We start from the raw sequence: 20,160 nt of genomic DNA, 5'->3' as shown, positions 1-20,160 counted from the left end.
GGTCCGCCGAACGGCCCACCGCGCGGTGGATCAGTTCTGGCCCAGCGGCAGGGCCAGGTCGGTGACCTGCTGCTTCGCGGGGAAGGCGCCGAGGTCGCGGGCCGCGCCGGTCAGCACGTCGATCTGGTAGAGGCGGGAGCCGCGGCCGGTGTCGAGGCTCGCGAATCCCTGGTTGGTGCCGTGCTTGGCCGAGTAGTGGACGTCGAATCCGGCGTCGGGACCGGCGTTCACACCGAGGTTCCCGGTGGGGGCGAGGGTGCCGGCGTTGGCGGGTGACTGGAGGGAGACCCGGTCGGCCGTGGTGTCGAGGTCGAAGAGGGTGGTCCCCGTGGCCGCGTTCAGGTCGTTGTTGGTGTAGGCGGCGCCGGTGACGCCCATGGCGGTGGACGGCGGGGTGGTGGGGTTGGTGAGGGTTCCGTCGACGGTGGTGCCCAGCGGGGCGGCGGCGTCGTCGAGGTTGTGGCGCAGGTTCTGCCCGGTGTCGCCGATCACCCGCAGGCGGTTCGCGGCGGGGTTGAAGTCCACTCCGAACCGCGTCCCCGACAGGCTGACGGTGAGCTGGGAGACCTTCGTCGCCTTGGCGTTCCCGGTGTTCAGGGTGTAGATGCCGCCCTTGTCGCCGACGCCGTAGAGCTTCTCGTTCTGGACCCGGAAGTCGATGCCGACGAGCCTGGTGTCGCCCCGCAGCCCGGACACCCGGCCGATCCCCATGGGCTTGGCCGGCGAGTCCACGGTGAACTCCACCAGCCGCTGGTCGGAGGTCAGGCCGATCGCGGTCAGCGCCCGCTGCCCGGCTCGGTCCATGGCGTGGTCGCCGCCGTCGGCGGACGCCAGGACGGGCGCGGACACGGCCGCGGCCAGGACGACGGACGCGGCGATGGCGATCTTGCGCGTGCGCATGAGGCTCTCCAGGGTCAAGGGTTCGGGGGATGCCCGCCCGGGGTGTCGGGCGGGTTCGCGTCTGTTTCGACGGCCGGGCCCGCGCGGACGGGTCGGTGCCCGCGATCCCACCCCAATGGCGGCACCGGGCGCGCGGCCGTGTCTCGCGGCCTGGCGTCGACAGCGGGGCTACGGTGGGCGCCGGGTGAGCGTCAGAGAGGTCGGTGCCGGTGTCGACGTCAAGCCATGAGGTGTTCGGTGCGCCGTGTTGGGTGAGCCTGATGACCCGCGACATGGAGAACGCGCAGGCGTTCTACGGGGCCGTGCTCGGGTGGACCTTCCGGCCGACCCGGCTCGGCGAGGGTTTCTCGGTGGCGATGCGTGACGGGGTGCCGATCGCGGGCATCGGGGCGCTGGCCGGTCGGCTGGGCGTCCCGGTGGCCTGGACCCCGTACTTCGCAGTCGACGACGCCGACGTCACCTCGGCGCGGGTCCGTGAACGGGGCGCGACCATGGCCGTGGGCCCGCTGACCTTCGGTACCGGGCGCGCCGCGCTCGCCGCCGACCCGGACGGAGCGGTCTTCGGTTTCTGGCAGGGCGAGGTCATCCCGGACTGGACGGCGCACCGCCACCGCGCCGCAGCGTGGCTCGAACTGCGCACGCGTGACGCGTTCGCCGCCGCCGTGTTCTACGGGGACGTCCTGGACTGGGCGTGCGAGCGCCCGGGGTGCTGCGACGTCTCGTACGAGCACGACCACGTGGTGATCCGGCGCGGTCACGACACCGTCGCCCGGATCAGCGGCGGGGCCGTGGAGGAGGCTCCCGACCCGCAGATCCGCCCGCGCTGGCACATCCACTTCGACGTGCCCGACCTGGAGGCGGCCGTGGACACCGCCGTCCGGCTCGGTGGCCGTACTGCCTCTCCCGTCCAGACGTCGGGCGACAGCCGCCGGGTCGCGATCGGGGACCCGGACGGCGCCCTGTTCACGATCGTCTCGCCGCAGGGCGCGTCCGGTTGAGCGGCTACGCGGGCTTGTCGGCCGGTTCGGCCGCGTGCCACACCGTCGTGGTGTTGCAGAACTCGCGGATCCCGTGGCCCGAGAGTTCCCGGCCGTAACCCGAGCGCTTCACTCCGCCGAACGGCAGTGCGGGGTGGGAAGCGGTCATGCCGTTGAAGAAGACACCGCCCGCCTCGATGTCCCGGACGAAGCGTCGCTGTTCGGCCTCGTCGCGGGTCCACACGTTCGAGCTCAGGCCGAAGGGCGTGTCGTTGGCCAGGTCCACCGCCTCGTCCAGGTCGCGGACCCGGTACACGGTGGCCACCGGGCCGAAGGCCTCCTCGTGGTGGATGCGCATGTCGGGGGTGATCCCGGTGAGGACCGTCGGCGCGTAGAACCAGCCCTTCGGGTGCGCCTCGGGCCTGCTCCCGCCGCACAGGGCCCGGGCTCCTCGGCGCACCGCGTCGTCCACGAGTCCTTCGACGTCGTCGCGGCCCTGTTCGGTGGCGAGCGGGCCGACGTCGGTGGACTCCGCCATCGGGTCGCCGACGGCCAGTTCGGCCATGCGGGCGGTGAAGATCCGGGTGAACTCGTCGTGGACGTCGGTGTGCACGATGAAGCGCTTGGCCGCGATGCAGGACTGGCCGTTGTTCTGTACCCGGGCCGTCACCGCGATCCGCGCGGCGCGTTCGACGTCGGCCGACGGCATCACCACGAAGGGGTCACTGCCGCCGAGCTCCAGGACCGTCTTCTTGACCTCGTCGCCGGCGATCGCGGCGACCGCGCGGCCGGCCGGCTCGCTCCCGGTCAGCGTCGCGGCGGCCACCCTGGGGTCGCGCAGGATCCTCTCGACCGCGCCGGAGGAGACGAGCAGCGTCTGGAAGGCCCCGGCGGGGAACCCGGCGCGCCGGAAGAGGTCGCCCAGGTACAGCGCGGTCTGGGGCACGTTCGACGCGTGCTTGAGCAGGCCCACGTTGCCGGCCATGAGGGCGGGAGCCGCGAAGCGGACGACCTGCCAGAGGGGGAAGTTCCACGGCATCACGGCCAAGACGACCCCCAGCGGCCGGTAGTGGACCCGGGCGCGGGCGGCCCCGGAGTCCGCCACCTCCTCCTCGGCCGGGAACTCGTCGGCGAGCAGGCTCTCGGCGTTGCGCGCGTACCACCGCATGGCCTTGGCGCACTTCGCCGCTTCGGCGCGGGCCGCCGCGATCGGTTTGCCCATCTCGGTGGTCATCGTGCGGGCGATGTCGTCCTGATCCTCGTCCAGGAGGTCCGCCGCGCGGTCGAGGAGCCGGGCGCGCTCGGCGAACTCCGTGATCCGGAACGTCCGGAACGTCTCGGCGGCGAGCGTGAGCCGTTGTTCCACCTCCTCTTCCGTCAGTTCGTCGAACGTGCGGAGCGTCTCGCCGTTCACGGGGTTGATCGTCGCGATGGCCACGTGGGGCTCTCCTCTTCCTCGGTGCACCGGTCTCCGATGATGCAATCGCCTGCGGGCGGTGGGCCGGAAGCGCGCCGGACCTCGACGCGCGCCGTTCCGCTCCGTTCACGTGTGCCCCGCGCGGGCCGGGTGACCGGTGCGCTTGTTGATCACGCCGAGGACTGGGCAGGGGCGGGCTTATGACACTGGCAATCACACCTCTCCGTCGGCTCGCCCACCGCTCTCGGGAACCCGCGGTCGTCCAGGCGATCCGTTCGACAGCGGCTGCCGTCGTCTCGTACGTCGTCGCCCTGGCCGTGAGCGACGAGCCGGCGCCCCTGACCGCGCCGCTCACCGCACTGCTCGTCGTCCAGGTCACGCTCTACACCACGCTGACCACCGGCATCCGCAGGGTGAACTCCGTCGTCGCCGGCGTGCTGATCGCGATCGGCTTCAGCGCCCTGGTCGGACTGACCTGGTGGAGTCTCGGTCTGATCATCCTGGCCTCGCTCGTCATCGGCCGCGTGGTGCGGGCCGGCGAGTTCGTCCCGGAGGTCGCGATCAGCGCGATGCTGGTGCTCGGCGTCACGAGGGTCGCCGACACCGCCTGGGACCGTGTCCTGGAGACGCTGATCGGCGCCGCGGTCGGCCTCCTGTTCAACGTGCTGTTCGTGCCGCCCGTGTGGATCCGTCCCGCCTCCGATGCGATCACCGGTCTCGCGGCGGGCATGAGCACCCTGCTGACGCACATCTGCGCGGAACTCGGCGGTCCCACCACGGTGGAGAAGGCCGCCGCCCGGCTGCACGAGGCACGACGCCTCGACAACGACATCGCGCTGGTCGACGCCGCGCTCCGTCAGGCCGAGGACAGCCTGCGGCTGAATCCGAGGGTCCGCGAGGGGCTCCTCTTCCGGCTGGTGCTGCGCACGGGGCTCGACACCCTGGAGATCTGCGCGGTGGTGCTGCGCGTGTCCTGCCGGACCCTGACCGATCTCGCCAAGACCCGGCCGGCGGACACCCTCTTCCCGCCGCTCGTCACCCAGGCCCTACAGGAGCTGTACGGCCACCTGGCGATCGCGATGGAGAGCTTCGCCGAACTGATCACCGCTCAGGTCAGCGCGAACGCCGAGGAGGCCGAGGGCCGGCTCACCCGGGAACTGGAGATCGCCCGGATGAGCCGCGACCGGCTCGCCGTGCTCTTGCTGGAGCGGGTCCGCGCCGAGCCCGGGATGTGGCAGTTGTACGGGGCGCTGCTGGCCGAAGCGGACCGCGTACTGGACGAACTCGGCGTGGACAAGCGCTCCCAGCGCCTGATGGAGGAGCTCGACCAGCACTCCCGTCTGCGGCTGGAGCGGTACCCGCGCTGGCACCGTCTGACGCGCCGGCTGCGCTCCCTCAGGTCGGGCCGGGGCCGCTCCCGGGACCGCGATCAGGTCTCGGAGTAGCTGAAGTCCCCCATCGTCCACGCGCTGACGTCCTTGATGGCGATCCGGTACATGCCTCCGGTCTCGGGGATGCCCATGGTGCCCTGGAGGATCCTGGCCACGTGGAAGTGCAGGTAGGAGGGCGACTCCTGGCGGGAGGCGGGGTCGGCCGTCTCGGCGTCCGCGAACAGCGGGGCGAACGGGCTGAGCCGGTCGGAATCGATCAGGACCTCGGCCACGCGCCGGCGCCACACGCTCTCGGGAGCGAGGCGGCCCGTGACCACGGCGCCGTGCACCAGGACGGTCAGTGACATCTGGTTGGTCTGCTCCGATTCCACCGCGGCTGCGATGGCGACGAGCAAAACGTCAGGCTTCGACATGAGCACCGATGCTACAAGGCGCCGGTCCCCCCGGCGGGCGTGTTCACGCCGCGACGGTCCCCGCGTCCGCTCATCGCATGGCGGATCGACGCCCGCCGCAGGGCGAGGGGCGCGGCGAGGGGCGGGGTGTGCGGCGGTCGCGGGGCCGGTACCTTGACGCCACCGGGCGGCCACGGCCCGACCCGTCCGCACCTCGGAGGGACCGTGATGAACGAGAGCGACCTGCGGCCGGCCGACGGGCGCGTCCTGCACGTCCACGACACCGGAGCGGGGCGGTCCGCCGACGGCCCCACCGTGTTCTGGCAGCACGGCACGCCGAACATCGGGGCGCCCCCCGCGCCGCTCTTCCCCGCCGCCGCCCGACTGGGCATCCGGTGGGTGTCCCACGACCGCCCCGGATACGGCGGCTCGACGCCGTGCCCGGGGCGGAGCGTGGCGTCCGCGGCGGCGGACGTGCGGGCCGTCGCGGACGCGTTGGACATCGACCGGTTCGCGGTCATGGGCCATTCGGGGGGCGGGCCGCACGCGCTGGCCTGCGGTGCGCTGCTCGCGGACCGGGTCCTCGCCGTGGTGAGCGTGGCGGGGTTGGCGCCCTTCGACGCCGAGGGCCTCGACTGGTTCGCCGGCATGATCCCGTCCTGCGCGGCGTCCCTGCGTGCGGCCGCGCACGGGCGCGGGGCGAAGGAGCGGCACGAGTCCGGTGCGGTGTTCGACCCGGAGATGTTCACCGCGGCCGATCACGCCGCGCTGGCCGGTCCCTGGTCCTGGTTCGCCGATGTCGTCGGCCCGGCCGTGGAATCAGGCCCCGGGGGCCTGATCGACGACGATCTCGCCTACGTCACGCCCTGGGGCTTCCGTCCCGCTTCGATCACGGTGCCCACGCTCCTCCTGCACGGCGGGCGGGACCGGGTCGTGCCGAGCGCGCACGCTCGGTGGCTCGCCGACCACATCCCCGGGGCGGAACTGCGCACGAGCCCGGACGAGGGCCACATCTCGGTGTTGGGCGGCGGCGAGGAAGCCCTGGAGTGGCTGGCGGAGCACCGGGGCGGATGAGCCGGGGAACCGCAGGGGCCGGGGGCCGCGGCGCACTTGCCGACCTGCCCGTTTGCACTTCGGCAACAGTGTTGCCAAAGTGGCGGCATGATTGCCTCGACCGCTGACCTCACCACCCCCGGCAAGGCCGCCGGCCCTGCCGCCGCCCGGACGGAGGTGACGCCGTGAGCGCTCCCGCCCCCGACGTGGCCGAGCTGGAGGCCCAGGAGGCGCGGCTCACGCTGCCCCGCTTCACCCACGACGACGCCTGGGAACTGGGCTCACTGCTCGTCGCCCTGGCCCGCGAGCGGTCGGCTCCCGTCGCCGTCGACATCCGGCGCGGCGCCCAGCAGCTCTTCCACTGCGCGCTCCCCGGGTCGAGCGCCGACAACGACGCGTGGATCGAGCGCAAGCGTCGTGTCGTCGAACGCTACGGCGCCTCTTCGCTGTTGATCGGAACCCGCTTCCGGGCCCGCGGCAAGGACTTCGACACGGACGGACGCCTGGACCCGGACCTGTACGCCGCGCACGGGGGTTCGTTCCCGATCGCCGTCGAGGGCGCGGGGGTCATCGGCGCCGTGACGGTGTCCGGGCTGCCGCAACTCGACGACCACGCCCTCGTGGTCGAGGCGTTGGAGCGCTTCCGTGACCGACCCCGGAGCGAGGACCACGGGGCGCGCTGAGCGTCGAATCGGCCGAGCCGGGCGGAGTGCCCTCGTCGGAGGGGCACTCCGCCCGGCGTCAGTGGGCGCTGCGGCGGTGGCCGCCACGCTGCGGGGGAATCGTCCGCAGCCGGCGCGCCTGGACGCCGCGTCGGGGCGCGTTCGACCGGACAGGAGCCGCGGGGGCAGCCACGAGAAGGGCGATCAGGGCTCCGACCGCGACGAGAATCACCACGATGGACATCGACATGCTCGTTCCTTTCGTCGGGCGCTGACAACGTGTCACTACCTAGTGTTACCTGAAGCCCGGTCATCAAACACGGCGAGTGACATGGGTGGGGTTTGCCTGGATCTCACCGGCCGGCGCGCACGACCCCGCGCGAACAACGCGCACGACCCCGCGCGGACACCTGGGGCACATCCGGGTGCGTCGATCCCTCCGGGGCGGGCAGGCGCGGGAGATGACATCGAATCAGCTCCTCGCGTTCACCCCCACCCCCGGGCCCGCCTGGCTGCACCTCCTCGTGATGGCCTTCGCGCTGTTCGTCCTCCTGCGGACCCTGACGAAGCAGCGCTGAACGGCCTTGCGCAGACGTCTTGTTGAGGCCGATGCCGGCGCGCACCGGAACCGGTGAGGCCGCCGCTTTTCGGGGCATCCGCAGGGCATGGACAACTCATCGCTCGGTTCGGAGCGGCAGGACGACCCAAGACGTCCGCGGCGTCTGCCCCTGTGGGGACGGATCGTCGGCGTACTGGCGGCGCTGGCCCTGCTGTTCGTACTGGTCAGCCGGTTCGACCTGATACCCGGCTTCGGTGACCTCTTCGGCGAGAAGACGCGGGACCGCACCGGCCCCGTGCTCCTCAAGTCGATCCAGGACATGCATCGTTACGAGGGCGCGGCGGGCAACTTCCAGGTCGTGGTGGACCTGGAGAAGGACGCCAAGTTCCTCCCCGACTCGATCCGCGGCACCCGCACCCTGTACGTCGGAGCCGGCACCGTCAGCGGCTACGTGGACCTGGGCGCCCTCGACGAGCGGAGCGTCACGGTGAACGAGGACCGCACGAAGGCCACGCTGCGCCTGCCGCACGCCGTCCTGGGGCCGGCCGCCCTCGACCTGGACCGCTCGTACGCCGTGTCCCAGCAACGCGGCCTCCTGGACCGGCTCGGGGACCTGTTCTCCGACAATCCTGCCGGAGCGCAGGGCGTACAGCGCCTGGCCGCCGAACACATCACCGACGCGGCGCGCGACAGCGGACTCGTCGAGCGCACCGAGAAGAACACCAGCGCCATGCTGGAGGGACTCCTGCGCTCTCTGGGATTCCAGGAAGTGACGGTCGGCTACGAGTGACGGTCGGCTACGGGGTGACGCGCGCCGCCCCGCGAAGAGCGGGGCGCCCGTCTCGCACACCGGGGCGGCCTTCGCCGCGCCGCCCGGTCAGTGCCCGCCGGCCAACCGGTCGCCGAGCGGACTGCGCCGGTACAGGACCTGCCGTCCGTCGCGCGCCCGGGTCAGCAGGCCCGTGGCGTGCAGCACGCGCAGGTGCTGGGACACGGCGCTCGGGGTGACCCTGAAGCGACGGGCGATCTCGACCGTGGGCAGCGGTTCGTCCAGGAGGTCGAGCAGTCGGGCCCGGGTCGCGCCGAGCAGCGACACGAGGGCCGCCGAGTCGGCCTTCGCCGGTTCGGTCCAGAGCGTCGCCACTCCACGACTGGGATAGACCAACAGCGGCGCCTCCCCGGGGTCGACCGGGGGCGCGGGCTTGTGGGCGAAGACGGACGGCACCAGCAGGAGCCCTCGCCCGCGCGCCTCGGCACGGTGGCTGTCGATCATCCGGTCGATGTGCAGTACGCCGTTCTCCCAGCGCAGGTTCGGGTGCATGCCGGCGAACAGGCGACGGGCGCCGCCCATGGCCAACTGCCGTGCCCGGTAGGTCATGTCGGCTTCCAACAGGAGCTTCATCCGGGGCCACGCGGGCTCGACGGCGAGCTCCCAGTAGCGGCGCAGCAGATCGCAGACGGCGTCGCGGAGCACGGCCAGCGCCGCGTCGTCGGCGCCCGCGGCGGCGCGCAGGGCCTCGGGAAGCGGATCCGGCGCGTGGGCGGCGGTCAGGTCGCGACGCACCCGGTCGGGGGGCGTCGCGCGGACGTGGGTCAACTCCTCCTCGAAGGTCGGGGCGAAGCCCGGCGGTCGTGGCGTCAGGAAGTCGGGGAGGGTGAGTCTGCGCGCGACCAGTGACATCAGCAGACCGGTGTCGAGTGCCCCGAGCCGGCCGAGCACGGACCTGCGCCAGGGAAGGTGCAGCGCGGACAGCCCCGGGTCACGCAGCACCCGAAGGCTGAAGACCGTCTCGCCCAGCGGCGAGAGCGCGAAGCGCGTGTCCGCGAGGTCCTCGACACCCAACACGAAGCTGATCATCAAGCCATACGCTACATCCATTGGAGGCCGCCGGAAGGTGCCGTGAACTCGGCACATGACACCGACCGCTGCCCGGCAGCACCCGAAGAAGGACCCGGCCTCGACGTACGGCCCCGGGCGCCGCCCGGGCGCCGCGGGTGGGTCGGCGGACTTCACGTGAGCCGCCGGCTGCTCCTGCTCCTGGCCGTGACCTGCGGCGTCGCCGTCGGCAACATCTATTTCCCGCAGGCCGTCGGCCCGCTGATCGCCGCCGGCCTGCACGTGTCCCCCGACGCGGCCTCGCTCGTGGTGACGGCCACGCAGATCGGTTACACGCTGGGGCTCTTCCTGCTGGTTCCGCTCGGTGACCGGCTCCCGCACCGTCGGTTCCTCGTCACGCTGCTCACCCTCACCGGGCTGGGCCTGCTCACCGCAGGCTGCGCGCCCACCCTGCCGTTCCTCGTCGCCGCCTCCCTCGCCGTCGGGGTCTCGACCGTGGCCGCCCAGGTCATCGCGCCCCTGGCAGCGGGGCTGGTGGCCGACGACGGACGCGGCGCGGTGATGGGCACCCTGTTGAGCGGATCGATCGGCGGCATGCTGCTGGCCCGCACCTTCAGCGGAACGCTGGGCGAGTGGCTGGGATGGCGGGCCCCGTATCTGGCGGCCGCGGCCGTCGGGCTGCTGCTGGCGTGGGTCCTGGCCCGTACGCTGCCCGTCACCGCTCCCTCCGCCCGCGGCCCGTACAAGGAGATGCTGACCGCGTCGCTCGCTCTGCTGCGCACCGAGCCCGAACTGCGGCGCTCCTGCTTCTACCAGGCGACCGTCTTCGCCGGGTTCTCGGCCGTCTGGACCTGCGTGGCGCTGCTCCTGACGGGCCCCCGCTACGGCCTCGGCGCCTCGGCGGTGGGCATGTTGGCGCTGGTCGGAGCGGTGACCATGCTCTGTACCCCGCTCGCCGGACGGCTGGTGGACCGCGAGGGGCCGGACCGGGTGAACCTGGTCTCCCTGATCGGGGTCCTCCTGTCCGCCGCGATCCTCGCCGCGGGCGCCGCCGGCGGGGTGGCGGGCCTCGCGGCCCTGACGCTGGGGACGGTACTGCTCGACGTCGCGATGCAGTCCGGGATGGTCGCCAACCAGTCCCGGGTCTTCGCCCTGCGTCCCGACGCGCGCAGCAGGCTCAACACCGCCTACATGACCTGCGCCTACCTGGGGGGCAGCGCGGGGTCCTGGCTCGGGGTGCGGATCCACGACCGGGCCGGTTGGGGAGGCGTGTGCGTGCTCGTGGCCCTGCTCGCCGCACTGGCCCTGGCCCGCCACCTGGTCGTGCCGCGCCCCTCCCGCCTCGGGGAACGACCGGGGGCGCGTTGACCCTCGGCGGGGGGGTGTCAGCGGCGCAGGGCCGTGCGGAGCGTGAGTCCGTGGTGGCGCCGCAGCCGGTGCAGCTCCCACCAGGACAGGGCCGTCACCGTCACCGGGGCCCCGAGGATGAAGGCCACCCGCGCACCCGCCGGAACCTCGCCGTAGGACCCGGTGATCACGTCCAGCAGTGCCATCTCCCACACCAGGACGCCGGCGAGGATCGGTGGCAGCACCTCGTGGATGTCGGCGGTGCGGAAGACGTGCACCAGCGACAGTCCGATGCCGTAGAGGGCGAAGACGATCGACCACAGGCACAGCACGACCATGACGATCTTCCCCGGCAGTCCCACGGCGTCCCGCACACCGGCCAGTTCCGGGGCCATGGCGAGGGCGGCGGTGCCCATGGACGCCATCATGGCCAGGACCGAGCCGAGCGGGCGCAGGGCCCGGCGCAGGTACACGCGGCGCAGCCCGTCGCGCGCGGCCGCCACGAAGGCGCCGACCACCACGGGGAAGGTGCACACGAGGACCAGGACGCTGGACCAGCTCTGGTCGAGGCGTTCGCTCGCGACGCCGTGGACGTCGGCGGCGCTCGCGACGGCGTTGTAGGTGACCATCAGGCCCACCCAGGCCACGAGCCCCAGGCCGGTCCGCCACAACTGGAGCTTGCGCACCTCCCGGTCGTCGACGATCCCGGGGCGCGAGGGACGGAAGGTCCGCTGGGCGGCGTACAGGGGGTTGTAGAGCCCCCGCAGGATCTTCCGCGCCCGTGACTGCTCGACGCGCGGGGGCGGGCCCGGCGGGAAGGGCGGACCGTACGGGTATCCGGGCGGCGGTCCGGGCTGTGCGTACGGATGGCCCGGCGGGGGGCCGGACCGGCCATACGGGTACCCCTGCGGGGGAACCGGTGGCGCGTAGGGGGGTCCTGGCGGCGGGTGCGCGGCGCCGCCGCCCGCCGGATCTCCGTACCCACCGCCGCCGTACCCGCCACTGCCGTAACCGCTCATGTCACGTTCCCCCGATGTGCCGCCCTACCGAACCCAGGCATCTTAGGGGGTGCCCGCGGCGGGGCCGGTCCGATCCTCGGTGGAGGGGGCGCGCGGGAGGCGACCTCAGCAGCCGAACACCGGCTCCCCTGCCGTGAGATGGTGCGCGGCCCGGCCGTCGAGCAGCAGGGGGACGAGGGTGCGCAGGGATTGGCGCAGGGGAACGAACGCGCCCGTGCCGGAGGTGGTGACCCGTACCCCGTGGAGGGCGAGCCGCCCCCGCACCTCGGCGTACCGGGCGGCGGTGAGGCGATATCCGCACGGCGGCGCGGTCAGGGTCTCGGCCGGGGACGCGGGCCGGTTGGTCCGCGCCGGCCCAGCGGATCGCCCCCTCGTCCCGGTGTCCGGCGGCTCGCGCCCTTCCCGTGGCGGCCGCGAGCGGCCGGGCCTCTCGAACCGTGTAGCGGAACAGGCCTCGCAGTGCGGTGAGTTGGGTGTCGAAGCGGCGTCGATGGTTGAGGGTGGGCTCGGCCTTCTCCGCTTCGCCCGCCGGCTCCAGGCGGCTTTCGACGAGCAGGGTGACGGCGTGTTTGAGGCCGGCCGCGTTGCGCAGGATGTGTTCCTGTCCGTCGCCCGCCGTCTGCCCGATCGGGGCGCCGGTGACGGGGTCGGTCCGGATTCCGTAGGTACCGGTCGAGTATCCGGCGGTGCGGGCCGTCTCGCGCACGTGTGCCTCGGAGAGCAGGCGGGAGTGGGCGTACACGGCGGGATCGGTGTTGAGGTTGCGCGGCCAGAGGTCGAGGAGGTCCTTGTCGTAGGTGCCGGGGGTCGCCCGGTACTCGTGCAGGTCGAACACGACGTCCGGGCGCCGGTCGCGCAACACGCCCGCGACCGCCCGCGCCTCGGGTGAGATCAGGGCGACGTGGTCGCGGTTGACGTCGACGCCGCCGGCGTTGGCGCGGGTGCCGGCGGCACGGCCGTCGGGGTTCGCGTTCGGGACGACCAGGACCGTGGCGGTGGCGAGGAGGCGCAGGGTCGCGGGGTCGCATGCGTACGCGAGATCGCGCACGGTGGTCAGACAGGCCTCGCGTCCCGCCGGTTCGTCGCCGTGCTGGCCGCACACCAGCAGCACCGTGACCGGCGTCCTGCCGTCGCCGACGCCGACCATCCGCAGCGGACGGCCCTGTGGGGTGGTGCCGATCCGGAGCAGGGCGGCCCTGTCGCTGCCCCGGTCGACGGCGTCGAGGAAGTCCCGCTCCTGCGCCTCGGTGGTCCAGCGTGCGCCAGCCGTCGTCTCGAAGCCGGTGCGGGGCGGGGCTTCGGCGCCCTGGGCCGGGCCCGCTGTCAGGAGCAGCGCCGTCAGCGATACGACGAGGCCGCACCGCACGGCGAGCCGCCTCACGGGATCGCCGCGCACGGCGTCGGCTCCGGCACGGTCTGCCACAGGTCCCTCCCGGTGTCTGGGGGGCGAACGGTCGCGCACAGTCTGTCGCTTCGGGGGGCCTGACCGCGTGGAACACCTCCGTGTCGCGCGGCCGGTCGGTTCCGATCGGTTCCGGCGCGAAGGTGCCTGTCGGGGGCCGGGGAGCCTGCGTAATGTCACATCGCATGATGTTCTTACGGCGTACCGCGTCGGCCGCGGCCCTGCTCGCCACCCTGATCCCGTTGACCGTCGCCACCGCCGCCACGGCGGACGAGCGCTCCCCCTGCCCCACCTCGCCCTCCGCGCCGCTCGACGCCGAGCAGGCGCGGCTCTCGGACCCGCGGACCACGGCCCTGATCGAGCGTGCCGGGTTGGGTGACTTCGTACGACGGTTCCCCGCCGCGCTGTGCGGGGTGCGCGGCCCCGACGAGGCCGAACGGCTCCTCGACGGCTGGGGCGAGGCCCTGTGGCAGTCGGCCGTGAGCCGGGCGCAGGGGCAGCGGCCCGGCGGTGATCTCGCGACCGGCGACGACCGGCCGTTGTACTGGACCCGGCTGGCCATGACCGCCGCGCTCGCCCGCTGGGAGCCCGGCTTCGCCGTCGACCGGCGTGCACTGCGGGCCCGCTTCGAGGACGCCTCCCGGGGTCTCACCGACAACGGGTTCCGGGCGGCGACCGGCGTACGGCGCGTGTTCATCAGCGGCTTCGACCCGTTCGGGCTGGACGCCGAGATCCGCCGCGCCAACCCGTCCGGATCCGCGGCCCTGCGCCTCAACGGCCTCCGCATCACCCTCGCCGACGGCAGCCGCGCCGAGATCCGGGCCGTCGTACTCCCCGTGCGCTACGCCGACTTCGACTCCGGCATGGTGGAACGGGCCTTCACCCCGCACCTGGCCGCCGGCGCCCAGAAGGCGGACGTCATCACCACCGTCAGTCAGGGGTACCCGGGCATCTTCACCCTGGAGGACTGGGCGGGGCGCGCACGCTCGGCCGACCCGTACCCGGACAACGTCCGCGCGCTCTCGGGGGGCACCCGCGAGCATCCGGTCACGGCTCCCGGTCTGGGCAGGGGCGCGGAGTTCATCCGGACCACCCTGCCGGCCGACGCGGTCACCGCCGCCGTGCAGACGCCCTATCCGGTGCTCCTCAACCGCGCCGTCACCGAGATTCCCGCCGGTGGCACGGCGCCGGTGGACCGTACCGACGGTCCGACCGCGGGGTCGCGCGCCGTGGAGGGCGGTGGTGGCGGCTACCTCTCCAACGAAGTGGCCTACCGCTCCAACCGGTTGCGGACCGAACTCGCACCCGGGATGCCCGGCGGGCACCTGCACACCCCGGTGCTGACCGGGCTGCCGGCCGATCCCCGGGTCCTGACCGGCCCCGAGTTCGAAGGCAACGAGAGCGCGATCGCCTCCGAGGTCCGGGCCGTCCTCGAACACGCGGCCGTGCGGCGGTGACGTCCGCGCCGGCCCCGGTTCCTCCCGGTGGCCGGCGCGGTGGCGGTCATCGGTCCGCCGGCCGGGCGAGACCGCCCGGCCGGCGCGACCCGTCCCGCGCTCGGATCAGCAGGGCTTGATCGGCTGGAGGTTGTGCACGTAGCGGGCCGCGACCCAGCCGTTGACCCCGTGGACGCGGTACCAGATCGGGTTGCCGTCGACCCACTTGCCGCGCTTCTCGCACACCAGGCCGATGCGCTGCCGGGGGGCGAGCGTCTTCACGACCTTCGAGTAGACGGTGGGCTTGCTCCGCACGTTGACGCCCCACCGCGACACCACGACGCCGAAGGTGTAGCCGGGCTTCGGCGCCGCCTCCACCCCCGCCCGGTGGGCCGCACCCGCCGCGGTACCCGCGCCGGCCGCCCAACCCGAGGCCCCCAGGGGCCCGATCAGCAGGCCTGCCGCGAGCACGCAGGCCGTCGCCGTCTTCTTCACCATCGCTCAACACTCCCGTCGCCCTGGCCAGCCGTAGGCGGCCCCTCCAGGCACCGCCGGACCGACTATCACCACGGCATCGGCCTTACGGGTGCTTGACACGCCTGCCCGTCACCCGGTCGGCCCCGCTCCGTGTGGTCACGGCCGCGTCCCGGCGAGCCAGTTCAGTCGCCCCCGGTGGATGAGCCGCAGCTGACGGCGGGCGGTGTCCGTCACCTCGGCCCACTCGTTGTCCTCCAACGCCGCGGCCAGGTAGGCCGAGGCCGTCATCACCATGTGGTCGACGTACAGGCGGGCCAGCATCAGGAGGTCGGCCGGGCTCCAGCCCGCGCCGAGCGGATCGGAGGCGAGCCTTTCGGCCACTTCCCGGGCGAAGGCGTCGAGCCGACCGGCGATCGCCTCCCGCACCCCGCGCACCCCGCCGTGTCGTTCCCGGACGATGAAACGCAGGTGTCCGGGGTACGTGCGCACCAGCTCCGCCATCAGATCGACGGCCTCGTCGAGGCGCCGATCGGCTTCCTCCGAGGTCTCCAGGAGGGAGCGGACACCGCCGTGGAGGTTCTCCAGAGCCTCGTCCACCAGGGCGATCCCCAGTTCCTCGATGTCCGCGAAGTGCCGGTAGAAGGCGGTCGGCGCCACGCCGGCGGTACGGGCCACCTCCCGCAGGCCCAAGCTCCCCAGGCTCTGTTCCTCCAGGAGCGACAGGGCGGCGTCCAGCAAGGCCCGGCGGGTGCGGTGGCGTTGGGCCTGACGGGCCCCGACGGTCTGACTCATGTCGGAAAGTAAACCCCGATCCCCCGACAACCGCATGCCACCATTTAGACTGGGTAGTCAGTGAACAACTGTCACCCATTTTTGGGAGGAAGCACGATGCTCTTCCTCGTCGCGGCCCTCATGTTGTTGGGGGTCCTGCTGGGAACCGTGGCCCACGTCCCGGCGCCGGTCACCCTGGCCGGGACGGCCGTGATCGCCGCCTGGCTGCTGATCTTCGCCGTACGTGAACGGACCACGCGCCACCACCGATCCGCGAGCCGTCAGGAGGGTTCCTCATGACATCCCACCGCACGACCCTGGACCGCACCACCCACGAGCACACCGACCTCGACGACCGTCGAACCGACGTCACCACCGCGGCCGGCGGCGCAACCGCCGCCCGTGACACGGCATCCGGATCCGCCCACGGGCCGGCCGGCCGCGCCGACGCCCCCGACCACGAGGCCGGGACCGGACGCACCGGGACCACCCGCGAGGCCGACGACATGGCCGTCGTCTCGTTCCTCTCGGGCCTGGTGGGTCTGCTCGTGATGAACCTCGTGCTCGGACCGATCGCGATCGTCCTCGCCGGGCTCGCCCTGTACCGCGGCACGAGCCGACCGGGCCGCGCCCGCCTCGGCCTCGTGCTCGGCGTCGCCGACCTCGCGATCCTGGCGTACCTGATCAACGCGGACGGCACCTGGTCGTGGAGCGTCGGCTGAGGCCGGCGCCGAGCGGACGGCCGGAAACCTCCGCGCTCCGCAACGGCGGCCGTGCGCCGGGGCCCCGGGCCGCGCCGTTCGGATCCCGCCGGGGCCCACTCGATGCCGACTCCATCAGGGCAGGGGAACGCCGCGCGCCGTGAGCCACAGCTCGTACCACTCCTCGTGGCTGAGCTCCGGGTCTCGTCGCGCGGCGTCCGCGCAGGCCCGGATGCGCTCCGGGCGGCCGCTGCCCACCACCGGCACGATCCCGGCCGGATGCCGGCGCAGCCACCACAGCAGAATCGTCTCCGGGGTGGTGCCCTTCTCACCGGCGAGCTTGGCGATGAGGCGCGCCGTCGCGTGCTCCCGCTCGCTCTCCTGACGGCCGGTGAACCGGCCCTGCGCCAGGGCCCCCCAGGCCTGGAGGCGAACGCCCCGCGTCAGGCAGTACTCGATCGCCCCCGTGGGGAATCCGCTCTGCGCCGCGGCGGGCGTATTCACGAGCACGCCGTCCTCAAGCCAGTCCCGACGGTCCAGGCTCATCTCCAACTGATTCGCGATCAGAGGGAATTCGAGGTGGGACTGGAGGAGCGCGATCTGGGCGCCACTCATGTTGGACACGCCGAACTCCCGGACCAGCCCCTGTCGGCGCAGCGAGGTGAGCGCCTCGGCGACCTCCGCCGGGTCCGCCAGCGGATCGGGCCGGTGCAGGAGGAGGACGTCGATGACGTCCGCGCGGAGCCGGGAGAGGCTCTCCTCGACCCGCCGCACGATGGTGGGACCGCGCAGGTCGTAGATGCCGGGGCGATCGCCCTCGGCGAGGCGGATCCCGCACTTGGTCTGGAGCGTGATGCGTTCCCGCAGACCGGGGGTGCGGGAGAGGACCTCGCCGAACACCGCTTCGGCCTTGCCGTGCCGGTAGATGTCGGCGTGGTCGAATCCCGTGATGCCACTGTCGAGGGCCGCCTCGATCGCCGCCTCGGCCGCGTCGATGTCGCCGGGCCCGTACGGCTCCGTGTTCCATCCGCCGCCGAGCGCCATGCATCCGTACAGCAGCCGGTCCCGGTCCGCCTCGTGCACCTTGATCACCATGGGGCACAGCCTACGGGCGCGGCCGAGGTGTCGGTCCGGGTGTCAGCCGAGGAAACCGCCGTAGTAGCCGCCGATCCGGCTGTAGTAGTCGCTGTCGCCGATGTGCTGCTCGCTCACGAACTCGGGAGCCGACTTGATCTGCTCCTTCGTGCGGTCGACGTAGATCTTCTCCTGCGCCACGTCGACGTGGATGACCGTGCCGGCGGGCAGGAGGACCTCACGGCCGAAGATCCACGGGCCGGTGTCCACCACGATGTAGGAAGACCCCGCGTCGTCGGAGTGCTTGCTGACCTTGCCGATGTCCTCGTCGGCCGCCTCGACCTTGAAGCCGGTCAGGTCGATGGCCTCCAGTCGGCCCGAAGTCTCGCGGTATCCCCACACGTTCACGTTCACGAGCTGCTCCCTCATCTCCGGATCGACGCGTCCGCCCTGCCCGACCACCGCGCGGCGGGGGCGGCGGACGCCTTCGATCACCGCCTGCCCAGGGCCCCGGTTCTCACACGTGCGCCGATCGCGGCGCCGCCGGAGCACCCGGGAGCCGGGTCACCCGCGGGTGGGGGCCGGGGACGGCGACAGGGGCCGGACCTCTCGGAGGGAGGTCCGGCCCCTGTGGTGGACGCGGTGTCGGTCGACGCTTCGACCTCGGCGCTTTCGGCCGGCGCTTCCGTCAGTGCTTCGGTCAGTGCTTCGCTCAGTGCTTGAAGGTGTCCTTCAGCTTTTCCTTCGCCTCGCGGGCATCGCCCTTGACCTGCTCGGTCCGGCCCTCGGCGGTAAGACGCTCGTTCCCCACCGCACGGCCGGCGATTTCCTTCATCTTGCCCTTGGCCTGCTCGGTCTTGGCCTTTGCCTTCTGGTCACCGGACACGGTCATCACTCCCATGCGGTTGAAAACGCTTACCCCGCGGCACCTGACCAGAAAATCGGACTTCAAACGCCCCGGCTTCGCTTTCACCGGTTCCATTACCGTGTCGACCAGGCGGGTGTATCCACCCGCCTGTCCGGCATAAGAATCGGGTAAGAAGAGAAAATGCCGAACGCATGGTCGGGCAGACGGACATTCGGAGGTCGATAAACCATGGTTCCCCTTCTTCTCGTGCTTCTGCTCGTACTGATTCTTTTCGGTGCGGGTTTCGCGCTCAAGATCCTCTGGTGGGTCGCGATCATCGTCCTGATCCTCTGGCTGATCGGCTTCGTCGCCCGGCCGAAGGGCAGCAGCGGACGCTGGTACCGCTGGTAACGCCGCCGACCACGCCGTACGTCACGCAGGCCCACCCCGCACTCCGGGGTGGGCCTGCGGTCGTGCCGGCAGGGTCCGGTGCGCCCACGCCGGCCGACATCGCACGCCGGGAGGAGACGCGGTTCGTTGCGGCGGCGCTCCTGGGGGCCTGGGGGTCCTGCTCCCGGTGTCCCCCGGTCGGTCGGTCGCCCCCTGGACTTCGCGGCGGCGCGCGAGACGCGTCGGCGCCGGGCGGAATCGAGTTGCCCCACCGACGGGATTCGCCCCCTCAGCGGTCCGACGGCCGGTGTTCGAGGGGCTCACAGGGGTGAAGGTGACTCCATCATGACAGGTCAGACGGCTTTTCAGTAGGACTGACGACACAGCCGATCTCCCTTGTTCGGGGGCCTGTTCGGATCTGAGAATCTCCCTCATGAATCCCTCGGCGCACATCAATCACCACGCGGTCCTTCGGGCACGAGTGGCTCTCCTCGGTTCCGGGAAGCCGCCCCTCGGCCAACGGGTCGCCGCCTACCGTGTGCTCGCCCAGGTGAGCCCCCTGGCGTACCTCCCGCTGCTGGCCGTCGCCTTGGGCAAGTACGCGCGGCGGGAATTCACCGATCGCCCCGACATCGCGCTGGCCCTCCACACGGAATCGGTCGCCGCCGCGCGCCGCATGTGCGCACTGGAGCCCGAGCGCGTGGAACTCCTCGTCCATTCGCTGACGTTGTACAGGGAGCAGCTGATCCACATGGACCGTCAGGAGGAAGTCCGCACGGTGGAGAAGGAATTGACCACCCTCTTCCAAGCCGATCTGCGGTAGTGCGGCGATCCGCTCGGCGGCCGGCCGCCGAGCGGATCGAGCCACCCCGGACCCGGGTCGGGTCCGGGGTCAGGTCTGGGGCTTCGGGCGGGTGGTGCCGGGGAGGCAGGTCACCGCGGGGTTGTAGGTCTGGTAGGTGCCCTTGGGGTTCTCCTTCCACAGCCACATGTGCAGGGCGTAGTGGACGGGCTGGCCGGGGAAGTGGCCGCGCAGCGGGCCAGTGAAGGACCTGCCGAAGAGCTTCGGGCGGTCGTCGTCCGTGGTGAGGTCCTGGTCCTTGTCGTAGACCAGCCACTGGACCCCGGTGAGGCGCTTGCCGCCGCGGCCGTCGTCCTCGTAGTACAGCGCGGCGGGCTTGGCGGGATCGACGGAGTTGTCGTACGCGTGGTTGAAGTGCGGGTAGCCGAGGGCGCCCGTGCCGGCCGGGTCGGCCACGCAGTACTTGTCCGGGACGTAGCCCGCCTTCACGCCACCGGCGTGCCGGAGATAGGGGGCGGTCGCCCGATAGGTGACGGCCCGGTCGGCGGCGGCCCTGCCGGTGTCCGCGCCGGAGGCCGCGGACGCGACGGTGGGGCCGGCGGCGGCCGTCAGGGCGAGTGTCGCGGTCGTGATGAGGACCAGGGTGGTGCTGCGAGCCATGCGCGGACTCCTCGGTGGCGGTCTGGTTGCTCGACGAGCAGCATGA

Annotated in this window: 23 protein-coding genes and 1 pseudogene; 11 read left to right on the top strand and 13 right to left on the bottom strand. The window is 72.4% G+C overall.

The window, feature by feature from the left end; all coding sequences use genetic code 11:
- Positions 1 to 30: 30 nt before the first annotated feature.
- Positions 31 to 900 carry a DUF4394 domain-containing protein gene (locus tag OG906_RS31235; RefSeq protein ID WP_329447410.1) on the bottom strand — a complete coding sequence of 290 codons (870 nt, stop codon included), beginning with the start codon at positions 898 to 900 and terminating at the stop codon, positions 31 to 33.
- 260 nt (positions 901 to 1,160) lie between these two features.
- Here OG906_RS31235 and OG906_RS31230 point away from each other — a divergent pair, with 260 nt between their 5' ends.
- Positions 1,161 to 1,898, top strand: a complete 738-nt coding sequence (locus OG906_RS31230) for a VOC family protein (protein ID WP_329447409.1) — start codon at positions 1,161 to 1,163, stop codon at positions 1,896 to 1,898.
- Positions 1,899 to 1,902: 4 nt separating this feature from the next.
- On the opposite strand, the gene OG906_RS31225 is transcribed toward OG906_RS31230, so the two are convergent.
- Positions 1,903 to 3,315, bottom strand: coding sequence for an NADP-dependent succinic semialdehyde dehydrogenase (locus OG906_RS31225; RefSeq protein ID WP_329447408.1), 1,413 nt, complete (start codon positions 3,313 to 3,315; stop codon positions 1,903 to 1,905).
- 179 nt (positions 3,316 to 3,494) lie between these two features.
- Between OG906_RS31225 and OG906_RS31220 the strand changes: the two genes are divergently transcribed.
- Complete coding sequence (locus OG906_RS31220; protein WP_329447407.1) at positions 3,495 to 4,739, top strand: FUSC family protein; 1,245 nt, start codon at positions 3,495 to 3,497, stop codon at positions 4,737 to 4,739.
- On the opposite strand, the gene OG906_RS31215 is transcribed toward OG906_RS31220, so the two are convergent.
- Positions 4,724 to 5,098 carry a hypothetical protein gene (locus OG906_RS31215; RefSeq protein ID WP_329447406.1) on the bottom strand — a complete coding sequence of 125 codons (375 nt, stop codon included), beginning with the start codon at positions 5,096 to 5,098 and terminating at the stop codon, positions 4,724 to 4,726. The genes OG906_RS31220 and OG906_RS31215 overlap by 16 nt on opposite strands.
- 207 nt (positions 5,099 to 5,305) lie before the next feature.
- Here OG906_RS31215 and OG906_RS31210 point away from each other — a divergent pair, with 207 nt between their 5' ends.
- Together OG906_RS31210 and OG906_RS31205 are read left to right on the top strand one after the other, a co-directional pair.
- Positions 5,306 to 6,151, top strand: a complete 846-nt coding sequence (locus OG906_RS31210; RefSeq protein WP_329447405.1) for an alpha/beta fold hydrolase — start codon at positions 5,306 to 5,308, stop codon at positions 6,149 to 6,151.
- A 164-nt stretch (positions 6,152 to 6,315) separates the two neighbouring features.
- A complete protein-coding gene (locus OG906_RS31205) occupies positions 6,316 to 6,813 on the top strand; it encodes a heme-degrading domain-containing protein (RefSeq protein WP_329447404.1) in 498 nt (165 codons plus the stop codon).
- 58 nt (positions 6,814 to 6,871) lie between these two features.
- On the opposite strand, the gene OG906_RS31200 is transcribed toward OG906_RS31205, so the two are convergent.
- Positions 6,872 to 7,042: a hypothetical protein gene (locus tag OG906_RS31200; RefSeq protein ID WP_266973237.1), complete on the bottom strand. Its 171-nt coding sequence runs from the start codon at positions 7,040 to 7,042 to the stop codon at positions 6,872 to 6,874.
- Between the two features lie 415 nt (positions 7,043 to 7,457).
- Here OG906_RS31200 and OG906_RS31195 point away from each other — a divergent pair, with 415 nt between their 5' ends.
- On the top strand, positions 7,458 to 8,141 hold the full coding sequence (locus OG906_RS31195) for a DUF4230 domain-containing protein (protein WP_329447403.1): 684 nt from the start codon (positions 7,458 to 7,460) through the stop codon (positions 8,139 to 8,141).
- Between the two features lie 87 nt (positions 8,142 to 8,228).
- Here OG906_RS31195 and OG906_RS31190 read toward each other — a convergent pair whose 3' ends face one another.
- Positions 8,229 to 9,209, bottom strand: coding sequence for an ArsR/SmtB family transcription factor (locus OG906_RS31190; RefSeq protein WP_329447402.1), 981 nt, complete (start codon positions 9,207 to 9,209; stop codon positions 8,229 to 8,231).
- Between the two features lie 156 nt (positions 9,210 to 9,365).
- Between OG906_RS31190 and OG906_RS31185 the strand changes: the two genes are divergently transcribed.
- A complete protein-coding gene (locus OG906_RS31185) occupies positions 9,366 to 10,556 on the top strand; it encodes an MFS transporter (RefSeq protein WP_329447401.1) in 1,191 nt (396 codons plus the stop codon).
- Between the two features lie 17 nt (positions 10,557 to 10,573).
- Here OG906_RS31185 and OG906_RS31180 read toward each other — a convergent pair whose 3' ends face one another.
- Both OG906_RS31180 and OG906_RS31175 read right to left on the bottom strand, forming a co-directional pair.
- Positions 10,574 to 11,554, bottom strand: coding sequence for a hypothetical protein (locus OG906_RS31180; protein ID WP_329447400.1), 981 nt, complete (start codon positions 11,552 to 11,554; stop codon positions 10,574 to 10,576).
- Positions 11,555 to 11,659: 105 nt separating this feature from the next.
- Positions 11,660 to 12,935 (bottom strand): annotated as a pseudogene (locus OG906_RS31175) (M14 family metallopeptidase).
- 206 nt (positions 12,936 to 13,141) lie between these two features.
- Between OG906_RS31175 and OG906_RS31170 the strand changes: the two are divergent.
- Complete coding sequence (locus OG906_RS31170) at positions 13,142 to 14,413, top strand: pyroglutamyl peptidase (RefSeq protein ID WP_329447399.1); 1,272 nt, start codon at positions 13,142 to 13,144, stop codon at positions 14,411 to 14,413.
- Between the two features lie 105 nt (positions 14,414 to 14,518).
- Here OG906_RS31170 and OG906_RS31165 read toward each other — a convergent pair whose 3' ends face one another.
- Together OG906_RS31165 and OG906_RS31160 are read right to left on the bottom strand one after the other, a co-directional pair.
- On the bottom strand, positions 14,519 to 14,890 hold the full coding sequence (locus tag OG906_RS31165) for an SH3 domain-containing protein (RefSeq protein WP_329447398.1): 372 nt from the start codon (positions 14,888 to 14,890) through the stop codon (positions 14,519 to 14,521).
- 135 nt (positions 14,891 to 15,025) lie between these two features.
- Positions 15,026 to 15,661 (bottom strand): TetR family transcriptional regulator, encoded by a 636-nt coding sequence (locus OG906_RS31160; protein WP_329447397.1) that lies wholly within the window; start codon positions 15,659 to 15,661, stop codon positions 15,026 to 15,028.
- A gap of 96 nt (positions 15,662 to 15,757) precedes the next feature.
- Between OG906_RS31160 and OG906_RS31155 the strand changes: the two genes are divergently transcribed.
- Together OG906_RS31155 and OG906_RS31150 are read left to right on the top strand one after the other, a co-directional pair.
- A complete protein-coding gene (locus OG906_RS31155; protein ID WP_267801010.1) occupies positions 15,758 to 15,940 on the top strand; it encodes a hypothetical protein in 183 nt (60 codons plus the stop codon).
- Entirely contained in the window at positions 15,937 to 16,362 is a 426-nt protein-coding gene (locus OG906_RS31150; RefSeq protein ID WP_329447396.1) for a hypothetical protein, read from the top strand. The genes OG906_RS31155 and OG906_RS31150 overlap by 4 nt, the downstream gene beginning before the upstream one ends.
- A 114-nt stretch (positions 16,363 to 16,476) precedes the next feature.
- Here OG906_RS31150 and OG906_RS31145 read toward each other — a convergent pair whose 3' ends face one another.
- The 3 genes from OG906_RS31145 to OG906_RS31135 form a co-directional block, all read right to left on the bottom strand.
- On the bottom strand, positions 16,477 to 17,436 hold the full coding sequence (locus OG906_RS31145; protein ID WP_329447395.1) for an aldo/keto reductase: 960 nt from the start codon (positions 17,434 to 17,436) through the stop codon (positions 16,477 to 16,479).
- A 42-nt stretch (positions 17,437 to 17,478) separates the two neighbouring features.
- Positions 17,479 to 17,829: a PRC-barrel domain-containing protein gene (locus OG906_RS31140; RefSeq protein WP_329447394.1), complete on the bottom strand. Its 351-nt coding sequence runs from the start codon at positions 17,827 to 17,829 to the stop codon at positions 17,479 to 17,481.
- 298 nt (positions 17,830 to 18,127) lie between these two features.
- The gene (locus tag OG906_RS31135) at positions 18,128 to 18,307 is read right to left on the bottom strand and encodes a CsbD family protein (RefSeq protein WP_385640946.1); all 180 of its coding nucleotides are present in this window, start codon (positions 18,305 to 18,307) and stop codon (positions 18,128 to 18,130) included.
- A 204-nt stretch (positions 18,308 to 18,511) separates the two neighbouring features.
- Here OG906_RS31135 and OG906_RS31130 point away from each other — a divergent pair, with 204 nt between their 5' ends.
- On the top strand, positions 18,512 to 18,673 hold the full coding sequence (locus OG906_RS31130) for a hypothetical protein (RefSeq protein WP_053682363.1): 162 nt from the start codon (positions 18,512 to 18,514) through the stop codon (positions 18,671 to 18,673).
- A 412-nt stretch (positions 18,674 to 19,085) separates the two neighbouring features.
- A complete protein-coding gene (locus OG906_RS31125; protein WP_329447393.1) occupies positions 19,086 to 19,475 on the top strand; it encodes a hypothetical protein in 390 nt (129 codons plus the stop codon).
- A 69-nt stretch (positions 19,476 to 19,544) separates the two neighbouring features.
- Here the strand turns inward: OG906_RS31125 and OG906_RS31120 are convergent, their stop codons facing one another.
- Complete coding sequence (locus OG906_RS31120) at positions 19,545 to 20,114, bottom strand: hypothetical protein (RefSeq protein WP_329447392.1); 570 nt, start codon at positions 20,112 to 20,114, stop codon at positions 19,545 to 19,547.
- Positions 20,115 to 20,160: the final 46 nt, after the last annotated feature.

This window comes from Streptomyces sp. NBC_01426, assembly GCF_036231985.1.
Taxonomy (GTDB): domain Bacteria; phylum Actinomycetota; class Actinomycetes; order Streptomycetales; family Streptomycetaceae; genus Streptomyces.
This window is presented reverse-complemented; position numbering and strand designations above follow the sequence as displayed.

What these genes read in the sequence shown, in the direction of transcription:
- OG906_RS31235 (WP_329447410.1), bottom strand. Translation starts at nt 900, where the DNA reads ATGCGCACGCGCAAGATCGCCATCGCCGCGTCCGTCGTCCTGGCCGCG.
- OG906_RS31230 (WP_329447409.1), top strand. Translation starts at nt 1,161, where the DNA reads ATGACCCGCGACATGGAGAACGCGCAGGCGTTCTACGGGGCCGTGCTC.
- OG906_RS31220 (WP_329447407.1), top strand. Translation starts at nt 3,495, where the DNA reads ATGACACTGGCAATCACACCTCTCCGTCGGCTCGCCCACCGCTCTCGG.
- OG906_RS31215 (WP_329447406.1), bottom strand. Translation starts at nt 5,098, where the DNA reads ATGTCGAAGCCTGACGTTTTGCTCGTCGCCATCGCAGCCGCGGTGGAA.
- OG906_RS31210 (WP_329447405.1), top strand. Translation starts at nt 5,306, where the DNA reads ATGAACGAGAGCGACCTGCGGCCGGCCGACGGGCGCGTCCTGCACGTC.
- OG906_RS31200 (WP_266973237.1), bottom strand. Translation starts at nt 7,042, where the DNA reads ATGTCGATGTCCATCGTGGTGATTCTCGTCGCGGTCGGAGCCCTGATC.
- OG906_RS31195 (WP_329447403.1), top strand. Translation starts at nt 7,458, where the DNA reads ATGGACAACTCATCGCTCGGTTCGGAGCGGCAGGACGACCCAAGACGT.
- OG906_RS31190 (WP_329447402.1), bottom strand. Translation starts at nt 9,209, where the DNA reads ATGATCAGCTTCGTGTTGGGTGTCGAGGACCTCGCGGACACGCGCTTC.
- OG906_RS31180 (WP_329447400.1), bottom strand. Translation starts at nt 11,554, where the DNA reads ATGAGCGGTTACGGCAGTGGCGGGTACGGCGGCGGTGGGTACGGAGAT.
- OG906_RS31170 (WP_329447399.1), top strand. Translation starts at nt 13,142, where the DNA reads ATGATGTTCTTACGGCGTACCGCGTCGGCCGCGGCCCTGCTCGCCACC.
- OG906_RS31165 (WP_329447398.1), bottom strand. Translation starts at nt 14,890, where the DNA reads ATGGTGAAGAAGACGGCGACGGCCTGCGTGCTCGCGGCAGGCCTGCTG.
- OG906_RS31160 (WP_329447397.1), bottom strand. Translation starts at nt 15,661, where the DNA reads ATGAGTCAGACCGTCGGGGCCCGTCAGGCCCAACGCCACCGCACCCGC.
- OG906_RS31155 (WP_267801010.1), top strand. Translation starts at nt 15,758, where the DNA reads ATGCTCTTCCTCGTCGCGGCCCTCATGTTGTTGGGGGTCCTGCTGGGA.
- OG906_RS31150 (WP_329447396.1), top strand. Translation starts at nt 15,937, where the DNA reads ATGACATCCCACCGCACGACCCTGGACCGCACCACCCACGAGCACACC.
- OG906_RS31145 (WP_329447395.1), bottom strand. Translation starts at nt 17,436, where the DNA reads ATGGTGATCAAGGTGCACGAGGCGGACCGGGACCGGCTGCTGTACGGA.
- OG906_RS31135 (WP_385640946.1), bottom strand. Translation starts at nt 18,307, where the DNA reads ATGACCGTGTCCGGTGACCAGAAGGCAAAGGCCAAGACCGAGCAGGCC.
- OG906_RS31130 (WP_053682363.1), top strand. Translation starts at nt 18,512, where the DNA reads ATGGTTCCCCTTCTTCTCGTGCTTCTGCTCGTACTGATTCTTTTCGGT.
- OG906_RS31125 (WP_329447393.1), top strand. Translation starts at nt 19,086, where the DNA reads ATGAATCCCTCGGCGCACATCAATCACCACGCGGTCCTTCGGGCACGA.
- OG906_RS31120 (WP_329447392.1), bottom strand. Translation starts at nt 20,114, where the DNA reads ATGGCTCGCAGCACCACCCTGGTCCTCATCACGACCGCGACACTCGCC.